This window comes from Streptosporangium sp. NPDC048886 (genome assembly GCF_055586905.1).
The window spans coordinates 38,647-51,463 of record NZ_JBVJHH010000049.1; the positions used below are offsets into that span (position 1 = coordinate 38,647).

Sequence of the window (12,817 nt, forward strand, 5' to 3'; positions counted from 1 at the left end):
CCCGGGAGCAGTCTTGAGCACATCGAACAGACGAAGGGCAGGAACAGATGAGCGTCAACACCCGGGACATGGAGATCGTCCACCGCGCCCTCCGCCGCGAGTCGCGGCTGCTGATGGAACTCGTCGCGGCAGTCGCCCCGGGTGACACCGCTCGCGCCAAGGTGATCGCCGACCACTTCCGCGACTACCGGCTGGGACTGAAGAACCACCACGAGGGCGAGGACGAGCTGCTGTGGCCGCCGCTCCTGTCCCGGGTCGATCTGGAGGCGGACATCGTCCTGCGCATGGAGGCCCAGCACGAACGCATCTCGGCAACGCTGACCCGGCTGGACACCGCGGTCCCGGCGTGGGAGGCCACCGCCGGAGCCGGCGAGCGCGCCACGCTCCTGTCCGCCCTCTCCGCACCGGTACGCGGCATCTGGCACATCATCGGCCGCCCCCGCTACGCCCGCCACATCAGCCGCGTCCGCGCGGCCTGATCAGGCCCCACACGACTCACCAAGCTCCACCAAGCTCACCAAGACTCGCAAGGAGAAGAACAATGTCGCTGAAGAAGATCAACACCGTCCTGGCCGTCGCCTTCATCCTCTTCATCCTCTGGTTCGGGACGGAGTTCATCCTGAGCCCGGAGACGGTGGCGCCGGGCTACGGCCTGCCGAGCTGGCCGTCCGGCGACGGCGACGGCTTCCTGATCATCAAGGGAATCCGCGACGTCGTCTTGGCCCTGGTCCTGGGCATCCTGCTGGTGACGGGCCACCGCCGGGCGCTGGGCTGGGTGCTGCTGGTGGAGGCCCTCGCCGCGTACGGCGACATGACCAACGTGCTGGCCCACCACGGCTCCGTGGCCACCGCGCTCGGCGTCCACGGCCTGACCGCGACGCTGATCCTGATCAACGGCCTGCTGATGATGCGCGAGACCCGTAAGGTCGCGGCCGCTCCGGCGACGCCCGCCCCGCAGCCCGCCTGATGCCATCGCCCCGCCGAGGGCCAATCGGGGATTGAGGGGGCAACTCATGCTCAGCGACATCGCCACTGTGCTCGCCGGACTGATCGGCGCGGGCGTCATCTTCATGGGCGCCCGAGTCTTCTGGGCGCCGCAGCCTTTGCCGGCTTCGGCATCCACGCCGCCACCGCCGTGGTGATGCCGGCGATCAGTGTGCTCCTGCTCGTCGCGTAAACCGCGTGGTCCGGCAGGCGCATTTCCGAGAACTCGAAAAAGGGAGACGACTATGACGATCAACGATTTGCGCGGTGTCCTCAAGGGGCGCGTGCTCCTGCCTGATGACGACGGCTTTGAGCAGGCGGCCACCGCGTGGAACCTCACCGTCAGGCAGCCGGTCGCGGCCGTGGTGGAGGCCGCGGATGCCGATGACGTAGCGGCGCTCGTGCGTTACGCGCGGCGGGCGGGCATGACGGTGACCGCGCAGCCGAGCGGGCATGGCGCCTCCGGCGATGTGGAAGGCCTGATCCTGCTGCGTACCGGCCTGCTGAACCAGGTGGAAGTACGTGCGGAGGAGCGCGTGGCCCGGGTGGGCGCGGGCGTGAAGTGGGGGCAGGTGCTGGCGGCGGCCGGTCCGCTGGGTCTGACCGGCCTGGCCGGCAGCGCGCCGGGGGTCAGCGTGACCGGCTACACCCTGGGCGGCGGGGTCGGCTGGTTCAGCCGCAAGTACGGCTTCGCCTCCGACAGCGTGCGGGCTGTCGACATCGTGGACGCCGATGGCGAGCCGCGCCGGGTGACCGCCGAGTCCGATCCCGAGCTGTTCTGGGCGCTGCGCGGCGGTGGCGGGGACTTCGCGGTGGCGACCGCCCTCGAACTCGAGCTGTACCCCGTGCCCACCATGTACGGCGGGCGCGTCATCTGGCCGGAGCACCGGACCAGAGAGGTGTACGACGCGTTCCTGGAGATCACCGCCGAGGCGCCGCGTGAACTCAGTGTCTGGATCAACCGGCTCCAGCCGCCCGGCGCGTCGCCGATGGTCACGCTGGATCTGGTCTACCTGGGTGAGGCTGCTCTGGGGGAGGACCTGCTGGCGCGCGTCGACAAGATCGAGGGTGCGATCTTCGACAGCCGCGGCGTCGTCCCGGTTGCCGACCTGGGTGACATCACCGCCGAGCCCACCGATCCGGCCCCCTCCATCACTCGTGCGGAGCTGCTCACCGGCCTGGACGCGGACGCGGTGGAGCTCCTGCTCGCCAAGCCGGTCGAACCACTCATCAACGTGCAGATCAGACACCTGGGCGGAGCGCTCTCCGAGTTGTACGGCGGAGCCGGTGCGAGCGGCGCTGCGGCTGAGCCGTACCTGCTCGGCCTGCTGGGTCTCGGCCTGCCGCACGTGGCCGATGCGACGCGCGCCAAACAGGCCGAGGTCGTGGCCGACCTGGAGGCCTACATCAGCGGCCGCAAGCCGTACACCATGCTGTCTCCTGGTGAGACGGCGGCTCAGTCCTTCTCCGGCAGCGCGCTCGCGCGGCTGCGGGAGATCAAGCGGGCCCGCGACCCGCACAACGTGTTCCGCGCCAACTACCCGGTGCTCGTCCAGACCGGCTCCGCCGTTGCGCCGCCGACGGCCAGGACGATCCACAAGCTCACCTGTCCTCAAGGAGGGTCAGGTGAGCTGTGACGTCGTCGGCGAAGCGGGCCAGCAGGCGGCCGAGGTCTGCACGGTCGGGGGCGGACCGGCGGGCGATGGCGCCGGTGAACCAGGGCGATGGAGCCCGCGCGGCCACCGGCCCGATCTGGCAGAACCTCACCCGGTGCCCGGGGATGGAAGAATCGATCACCGGGCCGACCTGACGTAGCGGCTGGGTAACGGCCCGACCGCGGCCCCGGGGGCTGAGGGCAGGCGGGACCGCTCTGGGCCGCGGTGGCCGGCGGCGGCTCGGGCAGGTCGGCCAGGCGATGCGCAGGAGCGCCCCGTAGTCGCGGCGCCGGTAGACGGCGGCGATCTCCGACTCGCTCAGCCACACCTTGTCGGCTCCGTGCCGGCGCGGTGCGCCGGCGGTGTGTCCGCGGGCCTCCGGCGGGCCGGCTCCCCGCATGCCGGAGTTTTACCTGAATGCTGGCATCTCATCTTGTTTGAGAACCATCATTCTCATACCGTGTGATAACGGGACAAAGCTCCCAATCCTTGCCAGAAAGGGAAACTGTCATGTCGCAATGCCAGCCCTTGGCGCCGTTCATCGACCAGATTGTTCAGCTCGAACCCCGTCCTTCCGGCGACCGCGCCCGAAGGACGGACGATCTGAGATGCAGTCTCGAGGACATGGAAGAACGGCTGGAGCGGGCGCTCCAGCGGGAACGGCAGTTCACCTCCGACGCCTCCCACGAGCTGCGCACGCCCCTCGCCGGGCTCCGTGCCGAGCTGGAGGACGCCTGGCTGCACTCGGAGGAGATCGACATGGACGGAGTGCTGGAGCGCGCCCTGAGAAACCTCGACCGGCTGCAGGCGATCGTCGACGACCTGTTCCTGCTGGCCCACCTGGACACCGCGTGGCCGGCGAGAACGCAGCCGGTGAATCTGGCGAGGCTGGTCGACGCCGAGATCTCCCGGCGGAGCGACCAGGACCGGGTCCAGCTCAGCATGGACCCGTACGTCACCGTCGACGCCGTCGAGGACCAGATCGGCCGGGTGCTCAGCAACCTGTTGGACAACGCCCACCGGCACGCCGAGCGGTTGGTGCTGGTGCAAGTGCGCCACGAAGCGGGCGCCGCCGAGCTGACCGTGACCAACGACGGCCGGGGCGTGCCCGAGGCCGACCGGGCCCGGATCTTCGATCTGTTCGCCCGGGTGGACACCTCCCGTAGCCGTGACCTCGGGGGAACAGGGCTCGGTCTGACGATCGCCCGGGAAATCGCCCAGGCCCATCACGGCACCCTGACCGTCGAGGGAACCCCGGCCGGAGGCGTGCGCTTCGTGCTCCGGCTGCCCGTCAACGCGGAACCGGATCTGTGAGACCGCGCCCGGGCCGGTCGTCCCCCCGGACGCGCCGCCCGTAAAGATCGTCGGTGTCGAGCCGACACCGGCGCCGACCTGACGCCCACACGGCACAAGAGAACGACGATCCTCGCAGGGAGGTGACGAGGTTGGGCAACGAAATGGATCGAGTGAGGATCATGCGGGTGGCCGACGCGCTCTTCAACGAACGCGGTGTGCACGCGGTCGATATGGCCACCATCCGTGATATTTCGGGTGTGCCGCTCAAGCGGATCTACGCGACCTTCGCGTCCAAGGACGAACTGATACACGAGGTGCTTCGCCAGCGTGACATCGATGCCCGCGCGGCCATCATCCGATATGTCGACTCCCACGCCAGCGCCCCCGTGGACAGGATCCTGGCCGTCTTCGACTACCTCTACAACTGGTTCAGCCAGCCGGGATTCCGCGGCTGCTTCTTCATCAACGCCTTCGGCGAGATGGGAAGCGTCTCCGACCGCATCGCCGACATCACCCGTGTCCACAAGTGCGCGGTGACGGACTACTTCAGCGAGCTCGTGGCGGCGGCGGGCCTGCCCGCGGACGTCGCCGACCAGCTGTCGATCCTCGTGAACGGCGCCATGGCCACTGCCGGCATTTTCGCCACCCCCGAGACCGCCCACCAGGCCCAGGCCGTCGCACGCCTTCTGATCGACGCCTCCGGCGGGCCGGACACCGGCCGAACCGGCATGCCGGCACCCCTGACGCCGACCGGAGCGTGACACCGGGCCGAGCGGCGCCCTGGTCCGCGGCCACAGCCGCCTGGTGGTGGATGTGGCCAAGCTGACCTTCCGCGACTCGGCCGGGGGGTGGGCGCTGGCCGAGGGGCACGGCAGCGCCGCGGCGGCGGGCCCGGTCGATGGCGATGTGGGCGATCACTCCGTCCGGCACGGTGCGCGCCCGAGCTGGCAGCCCCGGTGCTCCAGCAGCGCGGCCACCGCGGCCGCGATGACGTCCGAGCACGAGGCGGCCGGCCGGTCGCCGCGGCCGAGCCGTCGCGGCCCGGCCGGGAGTGCGGCATGATCGGCTTGGATGAGGTATTCGGTGGTGATCGGGTCTTTCGGTTGGCAGGCTTGAGCCATGAACTCCCGGATCACTGACGTGCCGAGCCCCTCGTGGCTCGGTACTCCGATCGATGCCCGCTTCCTGTTCGCGCCTGAACAGGCCGCGCTGATGGCCACGTTGCGCGGCCTGGCGCCCGCGGACTGGGGCCAGGAGGCGGTGCCGGGCTGGACTGTGCGGGATCTAGCCGCGCACGTCCTGGGGGACTTCTACGGGCGCCTGGCCCGGGACCGCGACGGCCACCGGGACGGGCCTGCCTTCGCGCCGGGCGAGAGCCTGGAGGCGTTCATCCACCGTGTCAACCAGGAATGGGTCGAGGCCCACCGCCGGGTGAGCCCGGCCGCGCTCAGCGACACACTCGATGTGGTGGGCGGGCAGGTCGCCCGGTTCTTCGAGGCCACCGACCCCAACAGCCTGTCGCTGGGGGTGTCCTGGGCCGGTATTGATCCGGCGCCGATGTGGCTGGACAGCGCCCGCGACTTCACCGAGTTCTGGACCCACCGCCAGCAGATCCGCCACGCAGCCGGCCAGGACACCGACCCCGATCCGCGATTCCTGTCCGTGGTCCTGGACACCTTCATGCGGGCCCTGCCGCACACCCTGCGCGAGGTCGCCGCGCCGTCCGGTACACAGATCCAGGTGCGGATCGACGGCCCGGCCGGGGGCACCTGGACCGTGACGGCCACCGGACCCGGCTGGTCCCTCGCCCAGCCGGACCCCGCACGCCCCGCCGCGGCCGTCCGCCTGGACACGGAGACCGCCTGGCGGCTGTGCACCCGTGGCATCCAGCCGGACACCGCCCTGGCCCGTGTCCGCATCGACGGCGACCGTGAACTGGGCGAAGCCGCCTGTCAGATCGTGTCGATCGTCTACTGACCGCAACCGCGACACGCCAGGCCGGCCCGTGGCATCCGGTACTCGTCATCCGCGCAGCTACAGGGGGTCTCCGTAGTAACGGCGCAGGAGACAACGGATATGCAGGTCAGCGGCCTATCTTCCTGGCCGTGCTGAGGGCCCTTACAGGGGCTCCGACCTGCGTATCCGTTGGAAATTTCTTCATTGCTACCGGGACCCCATCGTGCACGAGACCAGGAAATCGATCGCCTCGGTCGCCAAGGACCTGGGGATCAACGCGGGCACGCTGGCCAACTGGACGCAGATGGACCGCCCGGCCCGTGAACAGGACACCGCTGGGGAACTGACCGAGTCCGAGCGAGAGGAACTGGTCCGGCTGCGCCGGCAGCGGGCTGAGTGGGCCAAGGAACGCACTGAACCGGAGATGGAGCGTGATGTCCTCAAGCGTTCGGTGGTCTTGTGGGTGAAGGAGGCGGCGGGCCGGTGAGACGGGGTCCCGGCCGAGCCGCTCTGTCTCGAACGGTACTGCCCCCAGACTCGGTCCGAAAGGAATCCGAACCTGGGGGAGCGTCACGTAGTCGTCGGTCAGCCGAGTCGGGCGAGGCGCTGGGCTTGCCCGTTGTGCACATCGCTTACCCACTCCCAGCCGGGCTTAGCCGATGGGCCGACCCGCAGGTCACTGGGACATGGCCCTCACGCAAGGCGAGCACGTACACCCGATCCCGCTCGATCCGTGCGTGTACCTCATCGGCTCCGCCGACTGACCCGTGGCCAGGTCGTCCTGCGCGACATCGTCTTCGGAGACCGCCGCTATTTCCGAGAGCTGCAGGCCAACTCAATCGAGGGGATCGCCTCAGATATTCTCGCCGACCGACTCAAGCGACTCGTCAAGTCGGGGACTGCTCACCCGCGAGGACGCGCGAGCCGGCCAGACGATGGGTACCCGGGTTCATCTATGCCATGAGGCGGCCAGGTTGGCCTTCCACTCCCGAACGTGTCCTCAGACATCCGAGCACGTTGTGGTGTCAAGCCACGGCTGTGAGACGAGGTGGAAACGCGACGGATTCATCGTAGGTTCGGCGCTTTTGGAGGCAGTGGTGGAGGCAGCCGATCAGGCGGTTGAACAGGTGCCGTAGAGCTGCGGTATGGGCGTCGTCGGCTGTTTTGCGACGGTCGTAGTGCGCCCGAGCCCCTGGTGAGGGCCGTAATGCGGCGAAAGCCCAGATGTAGCCGGCGGCGGCCAGGCGGTCGTTTTTGACCTTGCGGGTCATGATGTGCCGCGACTTGCCGCTGGCTCGGGTGACCGGTGCCGAGCCGGCATAGGCCTTCAGGCCGCGAGCGTCGGCGAAGCGGGTCCGGTCGTCACCGATCTCGGCCAGGATGCGGGCGCCGACCAGCGGGCCGACACCGGGGAAGCTGGTGATGATTTCGGCGTCGGGGTGCTGGGTGAAGGCCTCCTCCACGAGGGTAGCCAGGTTCTGCTCGGCTGTGCAGGTCGCTTCGAGCTGGCCAAGTAGGGCGGTGAGCTGGTGTCCCATGGCCTGCTTGATCGTGTTCGGGTCGGAGACGGTCGGGCGGAGGGCGGGGTCGGATCCACTCGACGGGGGTGGGAGTCGGCGACCCATATGGAGTTGGTCCGCAGGCGGTGTCTTGCGCCAGGGCTCGGATCGCTCGTTTGAGGAGGGGCAGGGCCCTGTGCGGGCGTTTGTCGTAGCCGGATTGGCCTGTCAGGTAACAGCCCACATAAGCCCAAAACCCACATGGGGATGATCTTGAAAGGGTCACGACGGTGAAGAGCTGACCGGCCAGCGACGCAGCCCCCGCCGGGTGGAATGGCTGGAGCGAGCCCTGCGAACCGCTCCGCGGCACCCTGAGCGAGGATCCGCCAGGCCGTCGACCCGCACCCGGCCCCGGCTGGACAGCGTCCGCCGCCAGGCGTGGGCGACCTGGGGGTCGACCGGCGGGTGGTCGCCCAGCCGCCGGCCCAGGATGTCCACCGCTATCGTGAAGCGTTCGTCCCACGACGTGGCGGTGCGCAGCCTGTCCTCGGCTTGCCCGGCGTCGCGGCCCCAGACGTCCTCAAGGGCTGCCACCGTCCCGCTGAGCTCGGCCGATGCGCCGCCCAGCAACGCAGCCGCCGCGACCGGATCCAGCCGGATCTGGAGCAACTGTCCGGCTCCCCGGCCAGTTGCCTGGAGATCGCCGGGGAGTAGCCCGGCGACGACGCTGCCGCGCTCGTGCCGGCCAGGGGCTTCGTAGACGATACCTTCTCCCTCGCCCAGATCGACGAGCAGGGTGACGGACGGGTAGGCGATCATGGAGATGTCCACCGAGGCCGGGGCGCGATGGCAGAACCCGGCCATGCTGACCCCCGGCAGCCGAACCGACGGGCGTGGGACTGCGATGTCCACCCACGCCTGGTCAGATGGCATTCCGGCAGGCAACACATGGCCAGTCTAGGCATCAGGGATCACGGGTCGTCGTCGGCCCCGCCGCCGTGAAGTCCAGCAGCAGTTTGCCGATCGTCTCGGGCGCTTCCAGCATGGGTAGGTGCCCGACACCGGGTAGCAGCTCGACCCGCGCGCCCGGCACCGCGTCGTATCGGCGCGCCGACGACGGCTCCCAACGGGGATCGGCAGCACCGAAGATCACCTGCACGGGGACCCCGAGGGCGGCGAGCCGCTCGGGCACGCTCCGTTCGGCGATGTACGCGGTGTTCTGGCGCAGTACCGTCCTCATCACGCGGTAGGTGATGCCCCGTACATCGGCGACCACGTCGGCCGGGAGGTCCACGGGGCGAACGGCCGTCGCGCTGATCCCCTTGCGGATCATCGCATCCGAACGCCTCGGCCACATGAGCGGGCCCAGCGGCGGGGCCAGCAGCACCCGAAGGATGAACGGCTGCCGGAGGAGCGCATCCGGACTCGGGCCACTACTGATCAACGCAAGCGAACCCACGAGGTCGGGACGTTGCTCGGCCAGCGCGGTGGCGACGTAGCCGCCGCTGGAGTGCCCGGCCACGGCGACGTGACGAAGCCCGAGGTTGTCCAGCAGCGCCGCCACCTGACCCGCCTGCGCGGGCACGTCATACGACGGCGCGGGCGGGGACTGGCCGCAACCCGGGAGGTCGACCCGGATGACGTGATGGTGACCGGCCAGCGCCGGGACCACCGGACCCCAGAAACCGCCCGAGGCCCCCGACCCGTGGATGAGCAACAACGGTGGCGCCTGCCGCGAGCCGTCATGGACCACGTGCATCCCATGCGAACGTTCAATGTCGTATTCACTCATGCGGAGACTATGCACGCGCGGCCGGCCGCCAGTCTTGGACAAATGTTCCCGCGCAGTCGAAGACCGGCGGCCGTCACCATAACGGCCGTACCGAGGTCCCAAGGCCGGAACACGGGCCCGGCGGGCTCATTCCCGCGCGGCGGGAGCCATGGAGATGTTCCAGAAGCCGGCGTAGCGGCCGCCATGGTCGAGCAGTTCGTCGTGGCTGCCGTCCTCCACGATCCGGCCGCCGTCCAGGAAGACGATGCGGTCGGCGCGCCGGACGGTCCGCATCCGATGCGCCACCATCACCACCGTCCGCCCCGCCATCAGGCGCTCGATGCCCTCGTGGACGGCCGCCTCGTTGACCGGGTCCAGCGCCGAGGTCACCTCGTCCAGCAGCACGATGGGCGCGTTCTTCAGCAGCGCCCGCGCGATCGAGACACGCTGGCGCTCACCACCTGACAGCAGTGCGCCGCCCTCGCCGACCTTCGCAGCCCATCCTCCGGGCAGTCGCTCGATCACTTCGTCCAACCGCGCCGCGGTCGCCGCCGCCCGCACCTCGGCCGCGCCTGCGCCGGGACGGCCCAGGCGCACGTTCTCCTCGATCGTGCCGTCGAAGAGATAGACATCCTGGAAGACGATGGCGATCCGCGCCATCAGCGCCTCGGTGCTGATCGCGCGCACGTCCACGCCTCCCACGCGCACCGCGCCGGCGTCCACGTCGTAGAAGCGCGCCAGCAGCTGCAGCAGAGTGCTCTTGCCCGCGCCGGACGGTCCGACGACCGCGAGCCGCTGTCCTTCAGGGACGGTGAGCGACACCTCGTTGAACACCGTGAGCGCGCCGTGCCGGAAGGCGACGGCGTCGAACTCCAGGTCGTGGTGCGCCGGCTGGATCGGCTCGCGGGGTTCTCGCAGCGGCTCGGTGCGCAGCACCGTCTCGAGTCTGGCCAGCTCCGAACGCGCGCCGCGCAGTTTGCCGCCCATGTCCGACAGCGACAGCAGCGGATCGGCACAGCGGGCGGCCAGCACCAGGATCGCCAGAACCTCCGCCGCGCCGATGTTCCCGCCGAGCGCGAGGTAGGCGCCCAGGACCAGCAGCACGGTGAACATCGCCTGCACGGTGACCGTCAGCCCCACGGCGCTGGGCAGCGTCGCCAGCACGGTACGGCGGGAGGCGCGCTGGGCATTCCGAAGCGAGTCGTCGAGCAGCTGGAAGCGTTCGCCGGTCCGTCCGCCGGCCCGCAGCACCGGCTGGGCCTGGAGGAACTCGATCACACGCGCGCCGGCCTCCTGGTCGCGTTCGTGACGCTCAACGTCGGCGGCGGCCGTCGCGCGTGCCGTCCAGACCTGGATCGCCGCCACGACGGGTGCGGCGAGCAACGCGGCCAGCCCCATCCGCCAGTTGAAGGCGGTCATCACGGCCACGATGGTCAGGGGCGTGACCAGGGCAGAGATGAACGGTGCCAGCAGATGCGCGGCCACGCCCATGGCTTGCAGGAGGCCACGGCCGGCCAGGGCGGACACCTCGCCGATGCGACCGGCGTTGAACCAGCCGAGGGGGAGGCGCGCCAGATGCTCGCCGAGCCGGCGATACATGCCGCGCAACATGGTGGTCCCGACCCGCATGCCGGACAAGTCGCTGATGTAGCGCAGCACGGCGTAGAGGGCGACCGCGGCCCCGAACGCGACCAGCCAGGGCACGGCATCCGCGGGCGTGCTGCCGAGCAGCGCCCGCAGCACCGGGACCAGCAGCGCGTAGGACAAACCTTCGACCACCGCGGTGATCGTCATCAGGATCACGGTGCGGCGCATCGCCCAGGCGTACTCATCTCCGAGCACACGCAGCAGCATTCGGATCATCGGGGCTCGTCTCCTCGCAGTACGCCACCGTGGGTTTTGATCTCGTCGGATTGGTGGGATCGCCAGAACGCGGCGAACCTTCCGCCTCGTGTCAGCAGGTCGGCGGGCCTGCCGCGTTCGACGATCGCTCCGTCCTCCAGCACCACGACAGTGTCAGCGTCGGCGACCGTCTCCAGCCGGTGGGCGATGACGACGATCGTGCGGTCGCCGCCCAGCATCGCCAGGGCCCGGCGGACCGCCTGTTCGGTCTGCGGGTCGGCGAAGGAGGTCGCTTCGTCCAGCACCAGCACGGGAGCGTCGGCAAGCAGCGCGCGGGCGATCGAGATCCGCTGCGCCTCGCCTCCGGACAGCTTGGCCTCTTCGCCGAGCACCGTGTCGTATCCGTGCGGCAGCTGGAGGATGCGGTCGTGGATGCCAGCCAGCCGGGCGGCGCGGATTACGTCATCGCGGTCGGCCCGCGGCACCGCCAGCGCGATGTTGTCGGCGACCGAGACACGCAGCAGACGGACGTCCTGGAAGACGAAGGACACGTGCCGATGCAGCTCCCGGCCGCCGATCTCGCGCAGATCGACGCCGCCGAGGAGGACCGAGCCGTGGCTGGGGTCGAAGAACCGCGGCAACAGCTGGACCAGCGTCGACTTCCCGCTTCCCGACGGCCCGACGACCGCGGTGACCGTCCCTGGCTCCAGCACCAGGTCGATGCCGCGCAGCACCTCGCGGCCGGCGTCGTAGGCGAAGCGGACGTCACGCAGCTCCACCCGGTGTCCCCGCGGCGGACGCGGGTGGGCGGGCTCGGGCAGTGGCCGGACCGCGAGCACGTCTTTGATCCGGCCGACCGCGCGGCCGGCGGCCTGCAGGTCGTCGAAGCCGTGGCCGAGCGCCGCCACCGGAGCGGTCAGCCCCAGGCCCAGCAGCAGGAACGGCAGCAGGTCCGCTGGCGCCAGGCCGCCGGAGGTGATCAGAGCCGTGCCGCCGATCAGCACGACCAGCAGCACGAACGGCGGCGACAGCGCCAGCTGCATCCCGGCGGCGACCACCGACATGCCGCGCACCCAGCGGGAGAAGATGCTGACGAAATCGTCGGCGGCTGTCAGGAACGTGCGGTGGGCACGCTCGCCTCCGCCGAACGCCTTGACCACCGAGATGCCTTGCACGAACTCGACGACGGAAATCGCGATCCGTCCCATGGCCGCGTCGTAGGCCTCCTGCTCGCGTGTCCTGGCCGGCAGCATCAGCAGCGGGACCAGCGCTATCGCCAGCACCACCGGGATCAACGTGATCAGCGTGAGCCGCCAGTCGACAGTGAACAAGTAGATCAGCGACACCAGCGGCACCACGAACGCGGCGACGAGCTCGCCGGGGGCGTGGGCGATGAACGGATGCACGGCACTCACGTCCTCGCCCACCACCTTGGCCAGCTCACCGGTGCGGCGCCGGGAGAACCAGCCGATCGGGACGCGTCCCAGCGACGCGGCCAACTGCCGGCGGAACGTCAGTTGCACCCGGCTGTCGAGAACATGCCCGATCCCCGACGATGCGGCGGTGAACAGCAGCCGGACGAACAGGCCGGCCGCACCCGCGATCACCACAGTCCAGACGTGAGCGTGATCGATCGGGCCGGGCGACAGCAGGGCACGGCCCAGTTCGACGACCGCCAGCAACGGGGCCAGACCCGCGAGCGCGCCGATGACCTGCAAGATCACCACGGCCGCGAAGCTTCGCAGATGGGGACGCAACAGCCGGGTCATGCTCTGTCCCGCCGCGGAATCGGCATGCGATTGCTCGGTCGTCCG

At 69.9% G+C, this 12,817-nt stretch carries 14 protein-coding genes and 1 pseudogene; 8 read left to right on the plus strand and 7 right to left on the minus strand.

Translation table 11 applies throughout. From position 1 onward, the window contains the following. The first annotated feature begins 47 nt into the window (after nucleotides 1-47). From ACZ6R6_RS41280 to ACZ6R6_RS41295, 4 genes are all read left to right on the plus strand, one after another. Nucleotides 48-479: a hemerythrin domain-containing protein gene (locus ACZ6R6_RS41280; protein ID WP_470102382.1), complete on the plus strand. Its 432-nt coding sequence runs from the start codon at nucleotides 48-50 to the stop codon at nucleotides 477-479. Nucleotides 480-541: 62 nt separating this feature from the next. Then, a complete protein-coding gene (locus tag ACZ6R6_RS41285) occupies nucleotides 542-967 on the plus strand; it encodes a DUF4267 domain-containing protein (protein ID WP_470102383.1) in 426 nt (141 codons plus the stop codon). Between the two features lie 46 nt (nucleotides 968-1,013). After that, the gene (locus tag ACZ6R6_RS41290; RefSeq protein WP_470102384.1) at nucleotides 1,014-1,142 is read left to right on the plus strand and encodes a hypothetical protein; all 129 of its coding nucleotides are present in this window, start codon (nucleotides 1,014-1,016) and stop codon (nucleotides 1,140-1,142) included. 87 nt (nucleotides 1,143-1,229) lie between these two features. After that, nucleotides 1,230-2,621, plus strand: a complete 1,392-nt coding sequence (locus tag ACZ6R6_RS41295) for an FAD-binding oxidoreductase (RefSeq protein ID WP_470102385.1) — start codon at nucleotides 1,230-1,232, stop codon at nucleotides 2,619-2,621. Here the strand turns inward: ACZ6R6_RS41295 and ACZ6R6_RS41300 are convergent. Next, nucleotides 2,587-3,039: a hypothetical protein gene (locus tag ACZ6R6_RS41300; protein WP_470102386.1), complete on the minus strand. Its 453-nt coding sequence runs from the start codon at nucleotides 3,037-3,039 to the stop codon at nucleotides 2,587-2,589. The two genes, ACZ6R6_RS41295 and ACZ6R6_RS41300, sit on opposite strands and share 35 nt — an antisense overlap. Before the next feature lie 224 nt (nucleotides 3,040-3,263). Here ACZ6R6_RS41300 and ACZ6R6_RS41305 point away from each other — a divergent pair, with 224 nt between their 5' ends. Both ACZ6R6_RS41305 and ACZ6R6_RS41310 read left to right on the plus strand, forming a co-directional pair. Then, complete coding sequence (locus tag ACZ6R6_RS41305) at nucleotides 3,264-3,953, plus strand: sensor histidine kinase (RefSeq protein ID WP_470102387.1); 690 nt, start codon at nucleotides 3,264-3,266, stop codon at nucleotides 3,951-3,953. Between the two features lie 161 nt (nucleotides 3,954-4,114). Next, nucleotides 4,115-4,696: a TetR/AcrR family transcriptional regulator gene (locus ACZ6R6_RS41310; protein WP_470102388.1), complete on the plus strand. Its 582-nt coding sequence runs from the start codon at nucleotides 4,115-4,117 to the stop codon at nucleotides 4,694-4,696. 153 nt (nucleotides 4,697-4,849) lie between these two features. On the opposite strand, the gene ACZ6R6_RS41315 is transcribed toward ACZ6R6_RS41310, so the two are convergent. Next, nucleotides 4,850-5,056, minus strand: coding sequence for a hypothetical protein (locus ACZ6R6_RS41315; RefSeq protein ID WP_470102389.1), 207 nt, complete (start codon nucleotides 5,054-5,056; stop codon nucleotides 4,850-4,852). Here ACZ6R6_RS41315 and ACZ6R6_RS41320 point away from each other — a divergent pair. Together ACZ6R6_RS41320 and ACZ6R6_RS41325 are read left to right on the plus strand one after the other, a co-directional pair. Further along, entirely contained in the window at nucleotides 5,055-5,912 is an 858-nt protein-coding gene (locus ACZ6R6_RS41320; RefSeq protein ID WP_470102390.1) for a maleylpyruvate isomerase family mycothiol-dependent enzyme, read from the plus strand. The two genes, ACZ6R6_RS41315 and ACZ6R6_RS41320, sit on opposite strands and share 2 nt — an antisense overlap. Nucleotides 5,913-6,114: 202 nt before the next feature. After that, nucleotides 6,115-6,378 carry a transposase gene (locus ACZ6R6_RS41325; RefSeq protein WP_470102391.1) on the plus strand — a complete coding sequence of 88 codons (264 nt, stop codon included), beginning with the start codon at nucleotides 6,115-6,117 and terminating at the stop codon, nucleotides 6,376-6,378. Nucleotides 6,379-6,916: 538 nt separating this feature from the next. On the opposite strand, the pseudogene ACZ6R6_RS41330 reads toward ACZ6R6_RS41325, so the two are convergent. The 5 genes and pseudogenes from ACZ6R6_RS41330 to ACZ6R6_RS41350 form a co-directional block, all read right to left on the minus strand. Beyond that, nucleotides 6,917-7,441: pseudogene (locus ACZ6R6_RS41330) on the minus strand (transposase); the annotation flags it as partial. Nucleotides 7,442-7,672: 231 nt separating this feature from the next. Continuing rightward, entirely contained in the window at nucleotides 7,673-8,323 is a 651-nt protein-coding gene (locus tag ACZ6R6_RS41335) for a hypothetical protein (protein WP_470102392.1), read from the minus strand. Between the two features lie 31 nt (nucleotides 8,324-8,354). Further along, nucleotides 8,355-9,182 carry an alpha/beta fold hydrolase gene (locus tag ACZ6R6_RS41340; RefSeq protein ID WP_470102393.1) on the minus strand — a complete coding sequence of 276 codons (828 nt, stop codon included), beginning with the start codon at nucleotides 9,180-9,182 and terminating at the stop codon, nucleotides 8,355-8,357. Between the two features lie 126 nt (nucleotides 9,183-9,308). After that, nucleotides 9,309-11,024 (minus strand): ABC transporter ATP-binding protein, encoded by a 1,716-nt coding sequence (locus tag ACZ6R6_RS41345; RefSeq protein WP_470102394.1) that lies wholly within the window; start codon nucleotides 11,022-11,024, stop codon nucleotides 9,309-9,311. Further along, entirely contained in the window at nucleotides 11,021-12,772 is a 1,752-nt protein-coding gene (locus tag ACZ6R6_RS41350; protein WP_470102395.1) for an ABC transporter ATP-binding protein, read from the minus strand. Before ACZ6R6_RS41350 ends, ACZ6R6_RS41345 begins: the two co-directional genes overlap by 4 nt. Nucleotides 12,773-12,817 lie beyond the last annotated feature (45 nt).